General features: G+C 72.1%; 19 protein-coding genes. 4 read left to right on the top strand and 15 right to left on the bottom strand.

Annotated elements, in window-relative coordinates; translation table 11 throughout:
* The first annotated feature begins 81 nt into the window (after positions 1–81).
* The 3 genes from LWC33_RS13575 (at position 82) to LWC33_RS13565 (ending at position 3,137) form a co-directional block, all read left to right on the top strand.
* Positions 82–969, top strand: a complete 888-nt coding sequence (locus LWC33_RS13575) for a fumarylacetoacetate hydrolase family protein (protein WP_233304720.1) — start codon at positions 82–84, stop codon at positions 967–969.
* A gap of 43 nt (positions 970–1,012) precedes the next feature.
* Complete coding sequence (locus LWC33_RS13570) at positions 1,013–1,774, top strand: alpha/beta fold hydrolase (RefSeq protein ID WP_233304719.1); 762 nt, start codon at positions 1,013–1,015, stop codon at positions 1,772–1,774.
* A gap of 67 nt (positions 1,775–1,841) precedes the next feature.
* Positions 1,842–3,137 (top strand): metal-dependent hydrolase family protein, encoded by a 1,296-nt coding sequence (locus LWC33_RS13565; protein WP_233304718.1) that lies wholly within the window; start codon positions 1,842–1,844, stop codon positions 3,135–3,137.
* Between the two features lie 51 nt (positions 3,138–3,188).
* On the opposite strand, the gene LWC33_RS13560 is transcribed toward LWC33_RS13565, so the two are convergent.
* The gene (locus LWC33_RS13560; RefSeq protein WP_233304717.1) at positions 3,189–3,704 is read right to left on the bottom strand and encodes a hypothetical protein; all 516 of its coding nucleotides are present in this window, start codon (positions 3,702–3,704) and stop codon (positions 3,189–3,191) included.
* A gap of 45 nt (positions 3,705–3,749) precedes the next feature.
* Entirely contained in the window at positions 3,750–4,301 is a 552-nt protein-coding gene (locus LWC33_RS35980) for an OmpA family protein (protein ID WP_233304716.1), read from the bottom strand.
* A 151-nt stretch (positions 4,302–4,452) separates the two neighbouring features.
* Between LWC33_RS35980 and rarD the strand changes: the two genes are divergently transcribed.
* Positions 4,453–5,394, top strand: coding sequence for an EamA family transporter RarD (gene rarD, locus LWC33_RS13550; protein ID WP_233304715.1), 942 nt, complete (start codon positions 4,453–4,455; stop codon positions 5,392–5,394).
* A gap of 85 nt (positions 5,395–5,479) precedes the next feature.
* On the opposite strand, the gene LWC33_RS13545 is transcribed toward rarD, so the two are convergent.
* From LWC33_RS13545 to LWC33_RS13485, 13 genes are read right to left on the bottom strand one after another with little or no spacing between them, the layout of a single operon-like run.
* On the bottom strand, positions 5,480–6,478 hold the full coding sequence (locus LWC33_RS13545; protein WP_233304714.1) for a polyprenyl synthetase family protein: 999 nt from the start codon (positions 6,476–6,478) through the stop codon (positions 5,480–5,482).
* 29 nt (positions 6,479–6,507) lie between these two features.
* Complete coding sequence (nuoN, locus tag LWC33_RS13540) at positions 6,508–8,124, bottom strand: NADH-quinone oxidoreductase subunit NuoN (protein ID WP_233304713.1); 1,617 nt, start codon at positions 8,122–8,124, stop codon at positions 6,508–6,510.
* Positions 8,121–9,779 (bottom strand): NADH-quinone oxidoreductase subunit M, encoded by a 1,659-nt coding sequence (locus LWC33_RS13535; protein ID WP_233304712.1) that lies wholly within the window; start codon positions 9,777–9,779, stop codon positions 8,121–8,123. The genes nuoN and LWC33_RS13535 overlap by 4 nt, the downstream gene beginning before the upstream one ends.
* On the bottom strand, positions 9,776–11,770 hold the full coding sequence (nuoL, locus tag LWC33_RS13530) for an NADH-quinone oxidoreductase subunit L (RefSeq protein ID WP_233304711.1): 1,995 nt from the start codon (positions 11,768–11,770) through the stop codon (positions 9,776–9,778). Before nuoL ends, LWC33_RS13535 begins: the two co-directional genes overlap by 4 nt.
* 18 nt (positions 11,771–11,788) lie before the next feature.
* The gene (gene nuoK / locus LWC33_RS13525) at positions 11,789–12,088 is read right to left on the bottom strand and encodes an NADH-quinone oxidoreductase subunit NuoK (protein WP_233304710.1); all 300 of its coding nucleotides are present in this window, start codon (positions 12,086–12,088) and stop codon (positions 11,789–11,791) included.
* Positions 12,085–12,939, bottom strand: a complete 855-nt coding sequence (locus LWC33_RS13520) for an NADH-quinone oxidoreductase subunit J (RefSeq protein ID WP_233304797.1) — start codon at positions 12,937–12,939, stop codon at positions 12,085–12,087. Before LWC33_RS13520 ends, nuoK begins: the two co-directional genes overlap by 4 nt.
* A 20-nt stretch (positions 12,940–12,959) precedes the next feature.
* Complete coding sequence (gene nuoI, locus LWC33_RS13515; protein ID WP_233304709.1) at positions 12,960–13,517, bottom strand: NADH-quinone oxidoreductase subunit NuoI; 558 nt, start codon at positions 13,515–13,517, stop codon at positions 12,960–12,962.
* A gap of 3 nt (positions 13,518–13,520) precedes the next feature.
* Positions 13,521–14,792 (bottom strand): NADH-quinone oxidoreductase subunit NuoH, encoded by a 1,272-nt coding sequence (gene nuoH, locus LWC33_RS13510; RefSeq protein ID WP_233304796.1) that lies wholly within the window; start codon positions 14,790–14,792, stop codon positions 13,521–13,523.
* Between the two features lie 26 nt (positions 14,793–14,818).
* On the bottom strand, positions 14,819–17,284 hold the full coding sequence (locus tag LWC33_RS13505) for an NADH-quinone oxidoreductase subunit G (protein WP_233304708.1): 2,466 nt from the start codon (positions 17,282–17,284) through the stop codon (positions 14,819–14,821).
* Positions 17,281–18,651, bottom strand: coding sequence for an NADH-quinone oxidoreductase subunit NuoF (gene nuoF / locus LWC33_RS13500; RefSeq protein WP_233304707.1), 1,371 nt, complete (start codon positions 18,649–18,651; stop codon positions 17,281–17,283). The genes LWC33_RS13505 and nuoF overlap by 4 nt, the downstream gene beginning before the upstream one ends.
* Position 18,652: 1 nt before the next feature.
* A complete protein-coding gene (gene nuoE / locus LWC33_RS13495; protein ID WP_233304706.1) occupies positions 18,653–19,471 on the bottom strand; it encodes an NADH-quinone oxidoreductase subunit NuoE in 819 nt (272 codons plus the stop codon).
* A complete protein-coding gene (locus LWC33_RS13490) occupies positions 19,468–20,805 on the bottom strand; it encodes an NADH-quinone oxidoreductase subunit D (protein WP_233304705.1) in 1,338 nt (445 codons plus the stop codon). Before LWC33_RS13490 ends, nuoE begins: the two co-directional genes overlap by 4 nt.
* Positions 20,802–21,656, bottom strand: a complete 855-nt coding sequence (locus LWC33_RS13485; protein ID WP_233304704.1) for an NADH-quinone oxidoreductase subunit C — start codon at positions 21,654–21,656, stop codon at positions 20,802–20,804. The genes LWC33_RS13490 and LWC33_RS13485 overlap by 4 nt, the downstream gene beginning before the upstream one ends.

The raw sequence follows: 21,656 nt of genomic DNA, 5'->3' as shown, positions 1-21,656 counted from the left end.
CTGCGCTCGACAGCTCCTCCCTTCCCGGCGTACGGTCTCACCCGGCCCCATTGGTTCGATTGGTTCAGATTGGTTCGCAGAATGAAGCTGGTGACCTTCACCGCCGAGGGAGCAGCGGCCCGGGTCGGAGTGGTCGACGACGACGCGGGCGAGCTCCGCGACGTCGGTGACCTCCTCCCGCCGGGCGCGGGGCTGCTCGAGGTGATCGACGGCTGGGCGGAGCTCGGCCCGCTGCTGGCGGGGCGGACCGCCGCGCTGCCGGCCCGGGCGCTGGACTCGGTGCGGCTGCTCGCGCCGATCCCGGTGCCGCGGCGCGACGTCTTCTGCGTGGGCAAGAACTATCGGGAGCACGTGGCCGAGTTCGGCCGCAGCGGCTACGACCAGCCCGACCGCTCGGAGGCGCTGCCGGAGCACCCGGTGGTGTTCGCGAAGGCCACGACCGCGGTGACCGGCCCCTTCGACGAGGTGCTGTCGCACCCGGGCGTGACCGCGGAACTCGACTACGAGGCCGAGCTCGCCGTGATCATCGGCACGGGCGGGCGCGGGATCTCGCGGGACGCGGCCTTCGACCACGTCTGGGGGTACACGATCGTCGACGACGTCACCGCCCGCGACCTGCAGCGCAAGCACAAGCAGTGGCTGCTGGGCAAGTCGCTGGACACGCACTGCCCGATGGGGCCCTACGCCGTGTCGGCCGACGAGATCCCCGACGTGACCGCGCTGCAGGTGCAGAGCCGGGTCAATGGCGAGCTCCGCCAGTCGGCCGCGGTGAAGGACCTGATCTTCGACATCCCCGAGCTGATCGCCACCATCTCGGCCGGCATCACCCTGCTGCCCGGCGACGTGATCGCCACCGGCACCCCCGCCGGGGTCGGCATCGGGTTCGACCCGCCGAGGTTCCTGGCGGCGGGCGACGTCGTCGAGGTGTCGATCACCGGCCTCGGCACGCAGCGCAACCGCATCGGCTGATCGGCCCGCCGGCACGCACACCCACCACCACCGAAGGAGAGACGTGAACGTCAACGGCAAGGAACTGGCCGTCGAGATCGAGGGCGAGGGCCCTGCGGTCCTGTTCGTGCACGGGCTCGGCGGGACCTCGAACTTCTACCAGGTCCAGGCCGACGCGCTCGCCGGCTCGCACACCGTGATCCGGGTCGACTCCGCCGGCGCGGGCCGTTCCCCGGTCGCCGACGGGATCGACATAGGGTCGCACGCCGACGACCTGGCGGGCGTGCTCGACCAGGCCGGCGTCGCGACGGCGCACGTGGTCGGGCACTCGATGGGCACCCTCGTGGTGCGCGAGTTCGCCCGCCGGTACCGCGACCGCGTCAGCTCCCTGACGCTGCTCGGTGCCGTCCGCGAGCCCGCCGAGGCCGGTCGCCAGGCGCAGCGCGACCGGGCCGCGGTCCTGCGCGAGCAGGGCACCGCCGCCGTCGCGCCCGGCGTCGTCGCCAACGCCCTGTCCGAGACCACCCGGACCGAGAAGCCGGAGGTCGCCGCGTTCGTCCGGGAGCTGGTCATGCGCCAGGACCCGGAGGGCTACGCGCGCAACTGCGAGGCCCTCGCCGACGCCACCGATCCGGGCCCCGTCGACCCCGCGCTGCCGCTGCTGCTGATCACCGGCGACGAGGACAAGGTCGGCCCGCCCGAGGCCAGCCGCGAGCTGGCCGAGGCCCACGGGTCCGCGACCGTCGAGATCCTGCCCGGTGTCGGCCACTGGACCGCGCTCGAGGCGGCCCGCCCGGTCACCGACCACCTGCTCAAGTTCCTCTGACCCACCCCTGCCCGGGGCGACCGCCCGGGGTGAGCCCGCCAGAACCTCAAGGAAGAGGAGGGGCACCGTGCCCACCACGACCAGCAAGACCCTGTTCCGTGACGTCTCGATCCTCGACTCCACCGGCGCCGACCCGTACCGCGGGGACGTCCTGGTCGAGGGCGACCGGATCACCGCGGTCGGCAGCGTCGACCCGTCCCGCACCGACGGGGCACGGGTGGTGGAGGGCCGCGGCCGGACCCTGATGTCCGGGCTGTGCGACGCCCACACCCACTTCACCTGGAACAACTCCGCCGACCTCGACGGCCTGGGCACCATGCCGGTCGAGGAACACCTGCTCTTCGCCATCGAGTCCGCGCGGACCTACATCGACTCCGGCTACACGATGTGCCTCGGTGCGGCCTCGGCCAAGGACCGGCTCGACGTCGTCTGCCGCGACGCGATCAACGCCGGCCGCATCCCCGGCCCCCGCTACCTGGCCAACGGGCCGGAGATTGCGGTGACCGGCGGGGCGCTGATCAAGTCGATCACCAAGTTCGCCGACGGGCCGGAGGGCATGCGCAAGGCCGTCCGCGAGCTGATCGACATCGGTGTGGACCAGATCAAGCTGTCGATGACCGGCGAGGAGATCACCGGCACCCAGCGCGCCGAGGACACCTACTTCTCCGACGAGGAGGTGGCCGCCGCCGTCGCCGAGGCGCACCGGCGCGGCAAGCGGGTCTGCGCCCACGCCCGCAGCGCCGAGAGCGTGAAGATGTGCGTGCGTCACCACGTCGACGTCATCTACCACGCCAGCTTCACCGACGCCGAGGGCATGGACATGCTCGAGGCCAACAAGGACTGGGTGTTCGTCGCACCCGGGATCAACTGGCTCGTCGCCACCCTGTACGAGGCCGAGGCCTTCGGGTTCCCGCAGGAGGCCGCCGAGGCCGTCGGGTACAAGAAGGAACTGGAGATGGCCATCGCCGGGCTGCGCGAGATGCACCGGCGCGGGATCAAGGTCCTGCCCGGCGGCGACTACGGCTTCGCCTGGACCCCGCACGGCACCTACGCCCGGGACCTGCAGCACTTCGTGGAGCTGCTGGGCTTCACCCCGATGGAGGCGATCATCTCCGCCACCGCCTGGGGCGGCGAGATCATGCTGCGGCCCGACGAGCTGGGCAAGGTCCAGCCCGGCTACCTCGCCGACCTGCTGCTCGTCGACGGCGACCCGCTCGCCGACATCACCGTCCTGCAGGACCGGACGAAGCTGCACTACATCATGAAGGACGGGAAGTTCCACAAGGAGGCCGGCGACGACGTGGCCGCCACTCCGCCGCTGCCCGGCAACGTGGACCGCAACCAGGCTCCGGCCGGGGTCTGACGGCCGCTCCCCGTCCGGGATCGAGGGCTGCCGCCCGACGCCGCGCCACGGTCAGCGCCGGTCGTCCGGGGGCTCGCGGCGCGGCGGGACGTCGGGCGGCTCGTCGGGCTCGGGTGCGCGCGGCTCGGGCGGGGTGAACAGGGCGTGCCCACGGTCCTGCGGCGGCACGACCGGCCCGTCGGAGCCGCCGCCACGCGGGCCGGGACCGGGCTGCGGTGGCACGACGGGCCCGTCGCCGGCCGCGTGCGACGCCCCCTCCGGGGTGCCGTGCCGCAGCCGGGCCGGCGCGCCGAGGGCCGACGAGCCCGACCGACGTCGGCGGCCGAGGGCGGGCAGCGCGTCGCCGTCGCGGGAGGTCCGGGCGTGCCGGGGCACGCCGGGGATCGGCGTCGGCGGGGCCTGGGCCGCGCGGACGGGATCCACCGGCTCGTCGCGACGTCCGGCCGCCGCCCGGGCGCGCGCCGCCTCCCGGCGGGCCGGACGGGCCACCAACAGCCAGGTCAGCAGCGCGCCGAGCAGGAACGCGACGAGGCAGAGCAGCCACATCTGTGCGAACAGTGCCCCCACGCCCGCCACCTCCCGCCCTGTCCATCGCTCCGGACCCGTGATCCGCTACCCCAGCAGCACCTCGACCCGCCGGCTCGCCTCCGGGGTGTCGAGCGGGCCCGCGTCGCCCACGCCGTCGGCCGTGATCCGCTGTGGATCGACCCCGGCCGCGAGCAGCGCCGCCGCCACGGCCTCGGCCCGCTCCCGGGACAGGCGCACCGCGCGCTCCGCCGGTCCGGGCAGGTCGGCGGTGTGCCCGACGAGCCGGACGGGGACGCCGGGCATGGCGTCGAGCAGGCGGGCGAGCTGCTGCACCGTGGCGGCCGTCGCGGGCCGCAGTCGTGCGCTCTCGCCGTCGAACAGCAGCGGCGACCCGGCGAGGAGGCGCTCGACGCCCGACCGGTCGACGGCCACGCCGGGCGGCGGCTCGGTGGCGGCGGTCGGCACGACGGCCGACGACGGCGGGGCCGTCACGGGTGCGCCACCGCCAGGGCCGGGGCCGTCGGGCGCGGGACGGACCCACAGCAGCCCGATCGCGGCCAGGCCCGCGGGCACCAGCACCGCGGCCGCGATCCACCGCGCACGCCGCGACCGGCCGACTCCTGCGGTCGTCCCCACCGCTCCCCTTCCGTCGACCGGAAGGACGACGTTCACCCATCGGCGTCACGGGGCGGTCTCGCGCGCGTCACGAGAGCGTGCCGGGTGCGGCCGCCCGAGCGCGATCTGTTTCACGCTCGAACATTCAGCGGTCGGATGTTCTGATGGAGCGGTGAGCGTCACGGAAGCCGCACCGGAGCTGGACCACCGGGGCGTCGGCCTCGGCGTCGCCGCACACGTCGTCTGGGGTCTCTTCCCGGCGTTCTGGCCGCTGCTCGATCCCTCCGGACCCGTCGAGGTCCTCGCGCACCGGATCCTGTGGACGATGGTCCTGATGGCGGGCCTGCTCACCCTGCTCCGGGGCTGGGGCGCGCTGCGGACCCTGTCGGGCCGCGGATGGCTGACGATCGCGGCCGCGGCCACGGTGATCACCGTCAACTGGGGCGTGTTCATCTACGGCGTCTCGATCCAGCGCGTCGTCGACATCGCCCTCGGCTACTACATGAGCCCGCTGGTGAGCGTGCTGCTCGGCGTCCTCGTGCTCCGGGAGCGGCCGAACCGCGCCCAGGTCGTGGCGTTGGGGATCGCGGCGCTCGCGGTCGTCGTGATCAGTGTGGGGAGCGGGAGCCCGCCCTGGCTCGGGCTGATCCTGGCCGTGTCGTTCGGGGTGTACGGGCTGATGAAGAAGAAGGTCGCGCTGCCCTCGACGGCGAGCCTGACGGGCGAGGGGCTCGTGGTCGGGCCGCTCGCGCTCGCGTTCGTGATCTACCTGCAGGTGAGCGGCCACGGCACGTTCACCTCGCTGGGCGGCTTCCACGCCGCGATGATGGTGCTCGCCGGCCCGGTCACCGCCCTGCCGTTGCTGCTCTACGGCGCCGCGGCCCGGCTGATCCCGCTCACCACGCTCGGCACGCTCATGTACCTCACGCCCACGATGCAGTTCCTCTACGGCGTGCTGGTCAACGGCGAGGCCATGCCGCTGTCCCGGTGGCTCGGCTTCGGGCTGGTGTGGATCGCCCTGGCCGTCTTCACCGTCGACCTGGTCCGGGCCACCCGCACCCGCACCCGTCCGGGCGCAGAGTTCCTGCCCACCCCCGCGCCCGAGACCCGCTGACCCCGACTCGCCGAAGCCCACACCCCGACTCGCGGGAGCCCACACCCCGACTCGCGCGGCCGGAACTCCGACTCGCGGGGGTGGGTCAGGCGATGCGGTCGATCGTGTAGCCCGTGAGGGTGCCGAGGGCCTCGGTGGCGGGGCAGGCGGGAAGCTTGCCCAGCTCGGCGCGGGCCTCCTGGGCGTACCCGGCGAGGGTGTCCTTGGCCTGCGGGATCCCGGGGCCGGAGCGCAGCAGCTCCAGGGCCTCCTCGACCTCCGCGTCGGCCTGGATGGGCGCGGACAGCAGCGACCGCAGCCGCTCGGGGCAGCCCGGGTCCTGCAGCGCGTACAGCATCGGCAGGGTGTGCACGCCCTCGCGCAGGTCCGTGCCCGGCGTCTTGCCCGAGTCGAGCGAGGGCGAGGCGATGTCGATGATGTCGTCCGAGATCTGGAAGGCCGTGCCGATCGTGGCGCCGAAGCGGTGCAGCGACTCGACCTGCTCGGGGGTGCAGCCGGAGAACATCCCGCCGTACCGGCCCGCGGTGGCGATCAGCGAGCCGGTCTTCTCGGCGATGACCTGCAGGTAGTGCCGCACCGGGTCGTCCGACGGACCGGGCCCGCGGGTCTCGCGCATCTGCCCCGTGACCAGCTCGGCGAAGGTCTCGGCGATGATCCGCACGGCGTCGGGCCCGAGGTCGGCCACGAGCCGTGACGCGTGCGCGAACAGGAAGTCGCCGGTCAGGATCGCGACCGTGTTGTCCCAGCGGTGGTTGGCGCTCTCGGCCCCGCGGCGCATGGTGGCCGAGTCCATGACGTCGTCGTGGTAGAGCGTGGCCAGGTGCACCAGCTCGACGACGGCGGCGGCCCGCACGACCTCGTCCCCGTCCGGCGCGGGCCCGATCTGCGCGCTGAGCAGGGTGAACAGCGGCCGGAACCGCTTCCCGCCGGCGTCGATCAGGTGCAGGGACGTCTCGCTGACGAAGTGGTAGTCGCTGTGCACCTCACGGTGCAGCAGCTCCTCCACCCCCTCGAGCCCGCGCGCCGTCGCGGCGGCCAGGTCCGGGTCGGCGAGCTCCACACCCGCCACGCTCTGCGTCTCCACGCGCACCAGCCTACGAGGCGTTCCCGTGGTCAGCCCGTGAGGCCGCCCGCGCCGGCCCAGCCGAGCACCAGCGTCGGGACGACACCCAGCAGCAGGGTCACCACGACGCCGAGCGTGACCGCGACCGTGGTGAACGCGCCCGGCACGGTGACCGTGGGCCCGTCCTCCGGCGTCTCGCTGAAGTACATCAGCACGATCACCCGCAGGTAGAAGAACGCGGCCACCGCCGAGAACACCAGCGCGATGACGACCAGCGGCGCCATCCCGTCCCCGAGCGCCGCCGAGAACACCGCGAACTTCGCGGTGAACCCGCTGGTGAGCGGGATGCCGGCGAGGCCGAGCAACAGGAAGGTCATCACACCGGCGAGGATCGGCGAGCGTTTCGCCAGCCCTGCCCACTGGGACAGGTGGGTGGCCTCGCCGTCGGCGTTGCGCACCAGCGAGATCACGCCGAACACGGCGAGCGTGGTGAAGCCGTAGGCCAGCAGGTAGAACAGCGTCGACGACACGCCCTCCGGCGTGATCGCCATGACACCGAGCAGCAGGAACCCGGCGTGCGCCACCGACGAGTAGGCGATCATGCGCTTGAGGTCGGTCTGGGTGAGGCCGAGCACCGCGCCGATCGCCATGGAGGCGATCGCGACGACCCACATCACCCCGCGCCACTCCCAGTGCGTGGACCCGAAGGCCACGTGCAGCACGCGCAGCAGCGCCCCGAACGCCGCGACCTTGGTGCAGGCCGCCATGAACGCGGTGATCGGCGTGGGCGCGCCCTGGTAGACGTCGGGCGTCCAGGTGTGGAACGGGCCGACCGAGCCCTTGAACAGCAGCCCGACGACGAGCAGCGCGAGCCCGCCGAACAGCAGCGCGTCGGACTTCGGCGTGCCCACCGCGGCGGTCGCGATGGCGACGAGCTTGACCGAGCCGGCGTAGCCGTAGAGCAGCGCGAGCCCGTAGAGGAAGAACGCCGACGCGAACGCCCCGAGCAGGAAGTACTTGACCGCGGCCTCCTGCGACAGCAGCCGCCGGCGCCGTGCCAGCCCGCACACCAGGTACAGCGGCAGCGAGAGCACCTCGAGCGCCACGAACATCGTGAGCAGGTCGTTCGCCGCGACGAAGGCCATCATCCCGCCGAGCGCGAACAGCACGAACGGGAAGACCTCGGTCTGCATCGTCGGCGCCTCGCCGGGCGCCCCGTAGGACCGGTCGACGTGCTCCGGGTCGACACCGGTGGGCCCGCTCGTGGTGCCCGGCGCGGCCGCGACCGACGCCCGCTCCACCGCGGAGGCGAGGAACGCGCCGCCCGGTTCCACCGAGCGGTCGGCGATCAACAGGAGCGAGCCGAACCCGAGCACCAGCAGCGTGCCCCACAGGAACAGCGTCGGGCCGTCGACGGACAGCGCCGTGGCCAGGGTGACGATCCCCGCCGCGGGCGCCGTGCCGGCGTAGACGCCGAGCGCGATCCCCGCGACCGCGACGACCAGCACGGACAGCGCGACCTGCGCGGGCCAGCGCTGGTGGCGCGGCAGGAACGCCTCGAACAGCACGGAGACGCACGCGCCGCCGAGCACGACGAGCAGCGGCGCGATGGCCGCGTAGTCGATGGGTGGCGCCGTCAGCGGGGCCACCTGGGCGAGCGCGATCACCGGACACCTCCCACGACGCCGCCGGCCGGCACCGGGTCGGGCAGCCCGACCTCGGTGATCGTCGACTGCACGGACGGATTGACCACGTCGAGCACCGGGCCCGGGAAGAACCCGAGCACCACGATGACGACGATCAGCGGGGCCAGCACGCCGATCTCACGCCTGGTGAGGTCGGGGAAGCCGGAGCCGCGCTCCGCGGCCACGGCGGGGTCGATCATCGCCCCCGGCCCGCCCACGCCGCCGGCCTCCAGCGCCCGGATCACGGCGTTGCCGCGCACCGGGCCCTGCATCGTCTGCTGGTAGAACCACAGGATGTAGAGCGCGGCGAAGATGATGCCGACGGTCGCGATGATCGTCGCGACCGGCTCCCGCGGGAACGACCCGACCAGCACCAGGAACTCGCTGACGAACGAGTTGGTGCCGGGCAGGGCCAGCGACGACATCCCCGCCAGCAGCAGGCAGCCGGCCAGCAGCGGCGCGAGCTTCGAGACGCCGCCGTAGTCGCGCGTCAGCCGGGACCCGCCGCGGGCCACCAGCAGGCCGACCATCACGAACAGCATGCCGGTGGAGAGCCCGTGGTTGACCATGTACAGCGTCGCGCCGGCGAAGGCCTGGCTGGAGAAGGCGAACGTGCCGAGCGCGATGAAGCCGAAGTGCGCGATCGACGTGTAGGCCACGAAGCGGCTCATGTCCTTCTGCCCCACGGCGAGCAGCGCGCCGTAGATGATCCCGATGACCGCCAGCACCAGCACCAGCGGCGCCAGGATCTGGCTGGCCTGCGGGAACAGCGGCAGGCAGTAGCGCAGGAAGCCGTAGGTGCCCACCTTGTCCAGCACGCCGACGAGCAGGACCGCGGCCACGATCGGGGCCTCGGCACCGGCGTCGGGCAGCCAGGTGTGGAAGGGCACCAGCGGCGCCTTGATCGCGAAGGCCACGAAGAAGCCCAGGAACAGCCAGATCTGGGTCGACGTCGGCGTGCTCTGCGCGATCGACTGCAGGTCGCTCCAGGTGAACGTGCCGGCGCCGAGCTGGTCGGCGCTCGTCACGTACAGCCCGATCAACGAGGCCAGCATGATCAGCCCGCCGAGCAGCGAGTACAGGAAGAACTTCACCGAGGCGTACTGCCGGTTCGGGCCGCCGAAGCGCCCGATGAGGAAGTACATCGGGATGAGCATCGCCTCGAAGAAGACGTAGAACAGGAACACGTCCGTGGCGGTGAAGACGCCCATCAGCGTGGCCTGGGTGGCCAGCAGCAGGGCGAAGTAGCCCGACGCCGTGCGGCCCTCCGGCAGCTTCTCCGCCCAGGCGAAGAGCATCAGGCCGGGCACGAGGAAGGCCGTCAGCGCGATCAGGACGAGCGCGATGCCGTCGATGCCGAAGGCCAGGTGCGTGCCGAACGCCGGGATCCACGGCACCGAGAACACGTACTGGAAGCGCTCGCCCGAGCTCGCGGCGTCGGTGGAGTACCCCACCCAGGTCACGACGACGAGGACGAACTCCAGCAGCGCCGTCGCCATCGCCACGGCCTTGGCCGCCGGGACGTTGGTCCGCAGCGGGTACATCAGCAGGGCGCCGAGGAGCGGCAGGAGGAGCAGGACCAGCAGCATCACGTTGCCGCCGGTGTCCGGAGCGGTGTTCATCACGGCGGTGTTCATGCGAACCTCACCGCCAGCAGGGCCGCGACGACGAACACGCTGCCGCCGAGCATCGAGAGCGCATACGAGCGCACGAACCCGGTCTGCAGCCGTCTCAACCGGGCCGAGCCTCCCCCGAGGCCGGCGGCCAGGCCGTTGACCAGCCCGTCGACGCCGCGGTTGTCGAGGAAGACCAGCGCGCGGGTGAGCCAGATGCCCGGGCGCTCGATGACGGTCTCGTTGAACGCGTTGGCGTAGAGGTCGCGGCGGGCCGCCTGGACCGGGAAGGAGACGGGCTCGGGCCGCTGGACCGGCGTCGGGCGGCGGCCGACCACGAGGTAGGCCACCAGCACGCCGAGCGCTGAGCAGGCCAGCACCAGCCACGGGACCAGCGCGTGCGGGAGCGCCCCGTCCGGCGACTCCTGCAGCTCGCCCAGCGACGGCGCGAGCCACTGGTTCAGGCCGACCGCGCTGAGCACGAAGCCGGCGAACACCGACCCGATCGCGAGCACGATCATCGGCCCGGTCATCACGGGCGACGACTCGTGCGGGTGGTAGTCCTCGCCGTCCGGCGCCTTGAGGTTCCGCCAGCGCTCCTCGCCGAAGAACGTCATGATCATCAGGCGGGTCATGTAGAAGGCGGTGAGCCCGGCGGCCAGCGTCGCCGTGATCCCGTACACCCAGCCCTGCCAGCCCTCCTGGCCGAACGCGGCCTCGATGATCGCGTCCTTGGAGAAGTAGCCGGACAGGAACGGGAAGCCGATCAGCGCGAGGTAGCCGAGGCCGAACGTCACGAACGTGATCGGCATCTTCCGGCCGAGGCCGCCGAAGTTCCGCATGTTCACGTCGTCGTTCATGGCGTGCATGACCGACCCGGCGCCGAGGAACAGCCCGGCCTTGAAGAAGCCGTGCGTGAGCAGGTGGAAGATGCCGAGCGCGTAGCCGGCCGGGCCGAGCCCGACCGCCAGGATCATGTACCCGATCTGGCTGACCGTGGAGTACGCGAGCACCTTCTTGATGTCGTCGTAGGCACAGCCGATGATCGCCCCGATCAGCAGCGTGACCACCCCGATCAGCGCGACGACCACGCGCCCGGTCGGGGTGAGGTCGTAGATCGGGTTCGTGCGGGCGATGAGGTACACGCCCGCGGTGACCATCGTGGCCGCGTGGATGAGGGCGGAGACCGGGGTCGGGCCCTCCATCGCGTCCGGGAGCCAGGACTGCAGCGGGAACTGGCCGGACTTGCCGCAGGCGCCGAGCAGCAGCAGGAGCGTGATCGCGAGGATCGTGCCGCCGGAGAGCTCGCCGATGCGGGCGAAGACCTCCGTGTACTGCAGCGTCCCGAGGTTCAGCCAGATCAGGAAGATCGCCAGCGCGAGCCCGACGTCGCCGACCCGGTTCATCAGGAAGGCCTTCTTCGCGGCCGTCGCCGCCGACGGGCGGTCCTGGTAGAAGCCGATGAGCAGGTACGACGCCAGGCCCACGCCCTCCCACCCGAGGTACAGCAGCACGAAGTTGTTGCCGAGGACCAGCACGAGCATGGCCGCGACGAACAGGTTGAGCTGCGCGAAGAAGCGCCGCCGGCTGGAGTCCGACGAGGGCTCGGCGTGCGCGTCCGCGTCGGCGCCGTGGCCGGAGGCGTGCGGCGCCATGTAGCCGACCGAGTAGATGTGGATCAGCGACCCGACGCCGGTGATCAGCAGCACGAACGTCAGCGACAGCGGGTCGATCCGCAGCCCGAAGTCGACGTTCAGCGTGCCGGAGGAGATCCACGAGTACAGCGACAGCTCGGTGGTCCGCTGGTCCGGCGCGACGCCCAGGGCCTGGACGAAGATCACCACACCCAGCAGGAACGACGCGAGCACGGACCCGACGCCGAGCACGTGGCCCCATGCGTTCGCGCGCTTGCCGGCCAGGAACAGCACCAGCGCGCTGACGGCGGGGATCGCGAAGAGCAGCCAGGCCACCGACGCGGCGCCGGTCGCCGGCAGCACCTCAGGGGGAGCGGTCATCGTCGAAAGCTCCAAGTCCTAGTACTTCAGCAGGTTCGCGTCGTCCACGGAGGACGAACGACGGGTCCGGAAGATCGACATGATGATGGCCAGCCCGACCACCACCTCGGCCGCGGCGACGACCATGACGAAGAACGCCATGACCTGGCCGTCGAGCTGGCCGTTCATGCGGGCGAAGGTCACCAGCGAGAGGTTCACCGCGTTGAGCATCAGCTCGATGCACATGAACACGACGATCGCGTTGCGGCGCACCAGCACCCCGATCGCGCCGACGGTGAACAACAGCGCGGAGAGCAGCAGGTAGTTGGTGGGGCTCATGTGCGGTCCTCCTCGCCGACCGTGGTGCGCACCGCGGTCCCCTCCGACACGCCCGGCCGCCCGTCGGTGAGGGCGTGGGCGTCGGCCGGCGGCCGCGGGAGCTCCTCGACCTCGTGGCCCTCGATGATCTCCGAGAGCGACTCGCGGGCGATCGAGCCGTCGGGCAGCAGCGCCGGCACGGCCACGGAGTTCGCGGTGGCGTAGACGCCGGGGCCGGGCAGCGGGGAGACGCGGGCGTGCTCGCCGCGGAGCCGGGCGACGACGGTCGCCCGCTGGCCGAGCTTGGCCTTCGGCTTCTTCTGCGCGAAGCCCAGCACGATCGCGCCGAGCGCCGCGGTGATCAGCAGCGCCGAGGTGAGCTCGAAGGGCAGCAGGTAGTCGGTGAAGACCAGCCGCCCGATGCCCGGCAGGTTGCCGTTCGACGCCGCGATCCCGAGGCCCACGGACGGGACCTCGAACATCGTCCGACCGACGCCCGCGACCAGCAGCAGCGCGAAGGCCAGGCCGAGCAGCACCGCCGCGACCCGCTGGCCGCGGAGCACCTCGACCACGGAGTCCGAGCTGTCCCTGCCCACCAGCATGAGCACGAACAGGAACAGCATCATCACGGCGCCCGTGTAGACGATGATCTGCACGAAGCCCAGGAACGGCGCCTGCTGCATCAGGTAGAAGACCGCCAGCGCGATCATCGTCTGCGCCAGGAACAGCGCCGAGTGCACCGCGTTGCGGGCGAGGACCATCCCGATCGCCGACGCCAGCGACACGGGGCCGAGGATCCAGAAGACGATCGCCTCGCCCACCCCGGCGTCGCCGCCGGTGGACGCGGCCTGCGCGAGCACGCTCGTCATCATCGGTTCGCTTGCAAGCGCGCTCACGGGACCTGCTCCCCCACCGGCTCGCCCGGCACGTCCTCACCGGCGGCGGACCTCCGCGCCAGGACGGGGCCCTGCACGTAGTAGTCCTGCTCGTCGGTGCCGAGACGCATCGGGTGCGGCGGCTGCTCCATCCCCGGCAGCAGCGGCGCCAGCAGCTGCTCCTTCGTGTAGATCAGGTCCTGCCGGTTGTCGTCGGCGAGCTCGTAGAAGTTCGTCATCGTGAGCGAGCGCGTGGGGCACGCCTCGATGCAGAGCCCGCAGCCGATGCAGCGCAGGTAGTTGATCTGGTAGATCGCGCCGTAGCGCTCCCCCGGGGAGTAGCGCGCCTCCTCGGTGTTGTCGCCGCCCTCGACGTAGATCGCGTCGGCCGGGCAGGCCCAGGCGCACAGCTCGCAGCCCACGCACTTCTCCAGCCCGTCCGGGTGCCGGTTGAGCTGGTGGCGGCCGTGGTAGCGCGGCGCGGCGGGCGGGAAGTCCTCCGGGTACTCCTCGGTGACGACCTTCTTGAACATCGTCGAGAAGGTGACGCCGAAGCCCTTGAAGAAGTCGAACATCGCCTACTCCTCCTCCTTCCCGGACAGCGCACCGGCGGGCTGCCGCTGCTCGACGGGGGTGCGGCGCTTGCGCGGCGCCGCCGGGACCTCCAGGTCCAGCGGCGGGACCGGGTAGTCCGACGCGACCTCGACGGTCTCGTCGGGGGTGCGGCGCTCGGGCAGCAGGAAGGCGATCGCGAGGATCACCAGCACCACGATGCCGATGGTGATCAGCAGCGCCGCCGTGGACGCGCCGCCCGTGCTGTTGCGGTAGGCACGGATCGCGAAGATCACCAGGATCCAGCCGAGGCTGATCGGGACCAGCACCTTCCAGCCCAGCCGCATGAACTGGTCGTAGCGGAAGCGGGGCAGCGTGCCGCGCAGCCAGATGAAGACGAACAGGAAGATCAGCGTCTTGATCAGGAACGCGATGAACATCAGCCAGCCGTTGTCGTTGAACGACGACAGCGGCCACGGCCAGCGCCCGCCGCCCAGGAAGAGCGTGGTCGCCATGGCCGAGACGGTGACCATGTTGACGTACTCGGCCAGGAAGAACAGCGCGAACTTCAGGCTCGTGTACTCGGTGTGGAAGCCGCCGACCAGCTCCGACTCGGCCTCCGGGAGGTCGAACGGCGCCCGGTTCGTCTCACCGACCATCGAGATCACGAAGATCACGAAGCTGGGGAGGAGCAGGTAGAAGTACCAGCCGGAGCCCTGCGCCGCCACGATGTCGGCGGTGGACAGCGACCGCGCGTAGAGCACGACCGCGACCACCGACAGGCCGAGCGCGATCTCGTAGGAGATCACCTGCGCCGCCGAGCGCAGCGCGCCGAGCAGCGAGTACGGCGAGCCGGAGGCCCAGCCGCCGAGCACGATGCCGTACACGCCGATGGAGGAACAGGCCAGCACGACGAGCACGCCGACCGGCAGGTCGACCAGCTGCAGGACCGTGCGCTCGCCGAAGATCGAGACCTCGCCGCCGAACGGGATGACCGAGAAGGCGAGGAACGCCGGGATCGTCGAGATCACCGGGGCGATGAAGTAGACCTTCTTGTCGGCGAGGACCGGCATGATGTCCTCTTTGAAGGCCAGCTTGAGCCCGTCGGCCAGCGACTGCAGCCAGCCGTTGGGCCCCACCCGGTTCGGCCCCGGACGCTGCTGCATCCGGGCCACGACCTTGCGCTCCCAGTTGATCATGAACAGGGTCAGCACGACACCGACCGCGAACAGCACGACGACCTTGAGGATCACCAGCCAGATCGGGTCGTCGGCCAGCAGCTGCTGGGTGCGCGTCATGCCGCTGACGGGGTCGACCGCGGGGTTCACCGCGCACCTCCGAGAGCACCGGCGGGGGCGACCCGGACCAGGGCGCCGTGCCCGACGCCGAGGGTGCTGCGCACCGCCGAGCCGGGTGAGTTCGCGGGGAGCCAGACCACGCCGTCGGGCAGGTCCGCCAGCTCCACCTGCAGGGTGATCGCGCCGCGGTCGGTCGCGACCGAGGCCGCCTCGCCCTCGACGAGCCCGAGGCGCTCGGCGGTCGCGGTGTTGGTGCGGACCCGCGGCGGCCGGGCGGTCCCGGCCAGCGCGGGCTCGTCGACCAGGAGCGAGCCGTCGTCGACCAGCTGCCGCCAGGTGGCCAGCACGGCCTGCCCGACCTGCGCCGGACGGGGCGTCGGCCCGGGCTCGGCGGTCGGCGCGGCGGCGGAGCCGGTGTGGCGGCCCAGCCGCTCGAGGTCGCCCGCCGCGGCCGCCGGCGTCTGCGTGAACAGGTCCTCGTCCATCTCGACGGCCAGGGTGTCGAGCACCCGGCAGTCCGGCAGCACGCCGCTGGCGTCGAGCGTGACGCCGAACGGCCGGCGCCGGCCCTCCCAGTTCAGGTAGCTGCCCTCGCGCTGGGCGTCGGGCGCCACCGGGAGCACGACGTCGGCGCGCTCGGTGACCGCCGAGGCGTGCAGCTCGAGGCTGACCAGGAAGCCGACCTTCTCCAGCGCCGCGAGCGCGACGGCCGGGTCGGCCAGGTCGTGCGGGTCCACCCCGCCGACGACCAGGCCGGACAGGTCGCCGGCCGCGGCCGCGGCCACGATCTCGTCCGTGCTGCGGCCGGGGGCGGCGGGCAGCGACCCCTCCGGGAGCCCCCAGGCCCGCTCGACCTCGGCGCGCGCGGCGGGGTCCGTGACCGGGCGGCCGCCGGGCAGCAGCGTCGGGACCGCGCCGGCCTCCAGGGCACCGCGGTCGCCGGCCCGGCGCGGGATCCAGGCGACCTTCGCACCCGTCCGGGTGGCCAGCGCGGCCACCGCCGAGTGCAGGCCCGGCACCTCGGCGGCGCGGTCGCCGACGAGGATCACCGCGCCCGGCGCGGACAGGGCGTCGACCAGCTGCTTGCCGGCGTCGTCGGTGACCGCCGCGAGCTCGCGGAGCACCGCGGCCTCGGCACCCGGGACCGACCGGACCAGCGTGGCCGTCGTCTTGCGGGCCCCGGCGGTGGTCCACTGGCCGAGCTGGAAGACCTTCTGTCCCCGCTTGCGGACGGCCTTGCGGATGCGGAGGAAGACGATGCCCGCCTCCTCCTCGAGGTCGAGCCCGACCGCGAGGACGGACGGCGCGGCCTCGACCGCCGCGAAGCTCACCCCGGTCTCCGGGGTGGTGCCCAGCGTGGTGGTGAGGAACTCCAGCTCCTCGGCGCTGTGCGGGCGGGCCCGGAAGTCGACGTCGTGGGTGCGGGCGGCGACCCGGGCGAACTTGGCGTAGGCGTAGGCGTCCTCGACGGTCAGCCGGCCGCCGGCCAGCACGCCGATCCCCCGCTGCGCCCGCGCGGCCAGCAGGCCCTGGGCCGCGACCCGCAGCGCCTCGGTCCAGGACGCCTCCACCAGCTGGCCCGAGGCGTCCCGGACCAGCGGGCGGGTGATCCGCTCCTTGGACTGCAGGTACCGGAAGGCGAACCGGCCCTTGTCGCAGTTCCACTCCTCGTTGACCTCGGGGTCGTTGCCCGCGAGCCGGCGCATCACCGTGCCGCGCCGGGAGTCGTTGCGCTGCGCGCAGCCGGAGCTGCAGTGCTCGCACACGCTCGGGGTGGAGCGCAGGTCGAACGGCCGGGAGCGGAACCGGTAGGCCGCGCTGGTCAGCGCGCCGACCGGGCAGATCTGGATCGTGTTGCCGGAGAAGTAGCTCTGGAAGGGCTTGTCCTCGGCGGTGCCGATCTGCTGGTTCGCGCCGCGCTCGAGCAGGTCGATGAACGGGTCGCCGGCGATCTGCTCGGAGAAGCGGGTACAGCGCTGGCAGAGCACGCAGCGCTCGCGGTCGAGCAGCACCTGGGAGCTGATCGGCAGCGGCTTGGGGAAGGTCCGCTTGGTCTCGACGAACCGGGAGTCCGTGCGGCCGCTCGACATGGCCTGGTTCTGCAGGGGGCACTCGCCGCCCTTGTCGCAGATCGGGCAGTCCAGCGGGTGGTTGATGAGCAGCAGCTCCATCACGCCCTGCTGGGCCTTGTCGGCCACGGGCGAGGTGTGCTGGGTCTTCACCACCATCCCGTCGGCCACGGTCATGGTGCAGCTGGCCTGCGGCTTCGGCATCGGCCGGCCGCCCATCTCCACCTCGACGAGGCACTGCCGGCAGGCGCCGGCCGGGTCGAGCAGCGGGTGGTCGCAGAACCGCGGGACGATGATCCCCAGCCGCTCACAGGTGCGGATGAGGATCTCGCCCTTGGGCGCGTCGACCTCGATGCCGTCGATGGTCAGCCGCACGTACCCCTCGGGGACCGGGGTCTTCTCGTTCTCGGGAGCGAGTGTCATGCGGGAGCTCCGCTCAGCTCGGTGTCGTCCGCCCGCTCCACGTCCGCCAGCTGCTCCGGCCGCGCGACCGCGGGCTGCTCGGCGATCAGGTCCAGGAACTCCTGGCGGAAGTACTTGATCGCGCTGGTGATCGGGCTGGTGGCGCCGTCACCCAGTGCGCAGAAGGAACGGCCGAGGATGTTGTCGCAGACGTCGAGCATGGTCTCGACGTCCTCCGGGGTGCCCTCGCCGTGCACCATCCGCTCCAGGATCTGCACCAGCCAGTAGGTGCCCTCCCGGCACGGCGTGCACTTGCCGCAGCTCTCGTGCTTGTAGAACTCGGTCCACTTCATGACCGCCCACGGCACCGAGACGGTCTCGTTGAAGACCTGCACGGCGGTGGTCCCCAGCATCGAGCCCGCGCCCGCCGCGCCCTCGAAGTCGAGGGGGACGTCGAGGTGCTCGGCGGTGAACATCGGGGTGGAGCTGCCGCCCGGCGTCCAGAACTTGAGCGGGATCCCGTCCTTCATCCCGCCGGCCAGCTCCAGCAGGGTGCGCAGCGTGGTGCCCATCGGCGCCTCGTACTGACCGGGCCGCTCGACGTGCCCCGACACCGAGTAGATCTTCGGGCCCGGCGACTTCTCCGAGCCCATGGTGCGGAACCAGTCCGAGCCGCCGGCCACGATGAACGGCACCGACGCGATCGTCTCCACGTTGTTGACCACCGTGGGCGACGCGTACAGCCCGGCCGTGGCCGGGAAGGGCGGCTTGAGCCGGGGCTGGCCGCGGCGGCCCTCCAGCGAGTCCAGCAGCGCCGTCTCCTCGCCGCAGATGTACGCACCCGCGCCGGCGTGCACCACGATGTCCAGGTCGAACCCGGTCCCGAGGACGTCCTTGCCGAGGTAGCCCTTCGCGTAGGCCTCGGCGACGGCGGCGCGGACCCGACGGATCGGGTGCAGCGCCTCCCCGCGCACGTAGATCGCGCAGAAGTTCGCGCGGATCGCGTAGCTGGTGATGATGCAGCCCTCGATGAGCGAGTGCGGGTCCGCCATCATCGTCGGGATGTCCTTGCAGGTCCCCGGCTCGCCCTCGTCGGCGTTGACCACCAGGTACTTCGGCTTGGCGCCCGGGCCCTCGGCGCCCTGCGGGATGAAGGACCACTTCATGCCCGTCGGGAAGCCGGCGCCGCCGCGACCGCGCAGGCCGGAGTCCTTCACCAGCGTGATCAGCTGGTCCGGGTGCGCCGCCAGCGCGGTGCGCAGGGCCCGGTAGCCGCCGGTCCGCTCGTAGGTCTCCAGCGTCCAGGAGCGCTCCTCGGACCACCGGCGGGTGAGGACGGGGGTGAGGGCGTCCGGGGTGGTCGCCGGGTTGATCTCGGTGCCTGTCATCTCACTTCTCCGGGAGAGGCGGCAGGGCCGGGGGCTCGTCGGGCAGCGCGGGGGCGGCCCAGCCGCGCTCGGCGGCCACGGTCGTCCCGCGCAGGGTCTCCGGCGCGGCCGACGGACCGGCGACGGCCGCCGCGGCGACCGTCTCGTCGTCGGTGAACCCGGCCAGCTCGAGCTCGACGGTGCGCAGGTCCGTCAGCGGGGCCCCGCGGGTCGGCGGCGGCTTCTCGCCGCGGCGCAGCGCCCCGACGAGCGCCACGGCCGACTCAGGAGTCTGGTTGTCGTAGTACTCGTAGTTGATCTGCAGCACCGGGCCGAGGTCGCAGGCCGCCAGGCACTCCGCGTGCTCCAGCGTGATCGAGCCGGGGGTGCCGGGCTCGCCCGCCGTCTCCTCGTGGCCGAGCGGGCGGCCGGGCTCGCCGAGGGTCTCGCACAGGCTGCGGTAGATGGCGTCGCCGCCGAGCGCCGCGCAGAGCGTGTTGGTGCAGACGCTCACCAGGTGCTCGCCGCACGGGGTGCGCTTGTACATCGTGTAGAACGTCACCACCGCGCTGACCTCGGCGGTCGTCAGCTCCAGCTGCTCGGCGCAGAACCGGATGCCGTCCTGGCTGACGTACCCCTCCACCGACTGCACGAGGTGCAGCAGCGGCAGCAGCGCCGAGCGCGCGACCGGGTAGCGGGCGATGACCTCCTTCGCCCGCTGGCGGGTGAGCTCGTCGAAGGTCGGCGAGACGGGGTGCTGGTCGGCCTGGGCCTCCCAGGTCCGCTCCGCCGGGGCCGCGGGCCCGGGCAGCTTCTCGGGGGTTCCTTCCGGCAGCGTCACCGGTCCACACCTCCCATGACGGGGTCGATGCTCGCGACGGCCGCGATGACGTCGGCGACCATGCCGCCCTCGCTCATCGCCGGCATGCTCTGCAGGTTCACGAAGCTGGGGTCCCGGACGTGGACGCGCACCGGGCGCGTCCCGCCGTCGGACACGAGGTGGTAGCCCAGCTCGCCGCGCGGCGACTCGACGGACGAGTACACCTGCCCCGGCGGGACGTGGAAGCCCTCGGTGACCAGCTTGAAGTGGTGGATCAGGGACTCCATGGACTGCCCCATGATCTTGCGGACGTGCTCGAGCGAGTTGCCCATGCCGTCGCTGCCGATGGACAGCTGGGCGGGCCACGCGATCTTGCGGTCCGCCACCATCACCGGACCGGGCTCGATCTTCGCCACGGCCTGCTCGATGATCTTCAGCGACTCGTGCATCTCGGCCACCCGCAGCCGGTAGCGGGCGTAGCAGTCCGCCTCGGTCGCCGTCGGGACCTCGAAGTCGAACTCTTCGTAGCAGGAGTACGGCTCGATCTTGCGCTGGTCCCAGGCCAGGCCCGCGCTGCGCAGGATCGGGCCGGTGGCGCCGAGGGCCAGGCAGCCGTCGACCGGCAGGTACCCGACGCCCTGGAGGCGCTGCTTCCAGATGGGCTGGCCGGTCAGGAGATTGTCGTAGTCGCGAAGGCGCGATCTCATCAGTTTGACGAAATCGGTGACCTTCTCCTTCCAGTCCTCCGGGAGGTCCTGGGCGAGCCCGCCGGGCCGGATGAACGCGTGGTTCATCCGCAGCCCGGTCAGGTACTCGAGCAGGTGCAGGACCTCCTCGCGCTCCCGGAACCCGGCCGTCATCCCGGTGAGCGCGCCGAGCTCCATGCCGCCGGTCGCGATGCACACCAGGTGCGAGCCGATCCGGTTGATCTCCATGAGCAGCACGCGGATCAGCTGCGCCCGGCGCGGGGCCTCGACCTCGAGCAGCTTCTCCACACCGAGGCAGTAGGCCGCCTCGTTGAACAGCGGCGCCAGGTAGTCCATGCGCGTCACGAACGTGACGCCCTGGGTCCAGTTCCGGTACTCGCAGTTCTTCTCGATGCCGGTGTGCAGGTAGCCGATCACCGACCGGGCCTGCGTCACGGTCTCGCCCTCGAGCTCCAGCACGAGCCGCAGCACGCCGTGCGTCGACGGGTGCTGCGGACCCATGTTGATCACGATGCGGTCGTCGTGCTCGTCGGCGGACACGCTGTCCAGCAACGAGTCCCAGTCGCCGCCGGTGACCGTGTAGACGGTGCCCTCGGTGGTCTCCCGGGACTCGGCGTAGGGGTCGCCGGAGAAATCGGTGCTGCTCACGAGTAGGCCCTCCGCTCGTCGGGCGGCGGTATCTCGGCGCCCTTGTACTCCACGGGGATCCCGCCCAGCGGGTAGTCCTTGCGCTGCGGGTGGCCCTGCCAGTCGTCCGGCATGAGGATCCGGGTCAGCGCGGGATGGCCGTCGAAGATCACGCCGAACATGTCCCAGGTCTCGCGCTCGTGCCAGTCCGCCGTCGGGTAGACCTCGACGACGCTGGGCACGTGCGGGTCGGCGACGTCGAGCGCGACCTCGAGCCGGATCCGCCGCCGGTAGGTCATCGACAGCAGCTGGTAGACGACGTGCAGCGGCTGGCGGACCTCGGCGCCGTCGGGCGCGGTGTAGTCCACGCCGGACACGCTCGAGCAGAGCTCGAAACGCAACGCCGGCTCGTCCCGCAGGAGGCGGCACAACTCGAGGATCTGCTCCCGCTCCACGTAGAACGTGATCTCGCCGCGGTCGATCGTGATCTGCCGGACCGCGGAGCGCGCGATCCCCTTGCGGTCCAGGGCCTCGGCGAGCTCGTCGGCCAGCTCGTCGAACCATCCGCCGTACGGCCGCTCGGCCGGGGCCGGGGCGTAGCCGGGGAGCGTGAGCCCGCCGAAGCCGGAGGTGTCGCCGGTGCCGCGCACGCCGAACATGCCGCGGCGCTCGCGGGTCGGGGCGAGCCGGGTGCCTCCCTCCGGCGAGGTGTCGGCCACGCCGTCGGCGCTCTGCTCCACCTCGCCCTCGCGCGGCGGCTCGCCGCCGCGGGCGCGCTGCTCCTCGGTGGCCGCACCGCTCGCCTCGGCCGAGGACTGCTTCCCGCCGGTGGGCTCGTGGTCGTCCTTGGACGTTCCCGTGGGTTCCGTCAT

It is taken from the genome of Pseudonocardia terrae (assembly GCF_021343995.1).
In the GTDB taxonomy this organism is placed as follows: Bacteria; Actinomycetota; Actinomycetes; order Mycobacteriales; family Pseudonocardiaceae; genus Pseudonocardia; species Pseudonocardia terrae.
The sequence above is the reverse complement of the archived record's forward strand: the minus strand, read 5'-3'. Positions and strand labels throughout refer to the sequence as shown.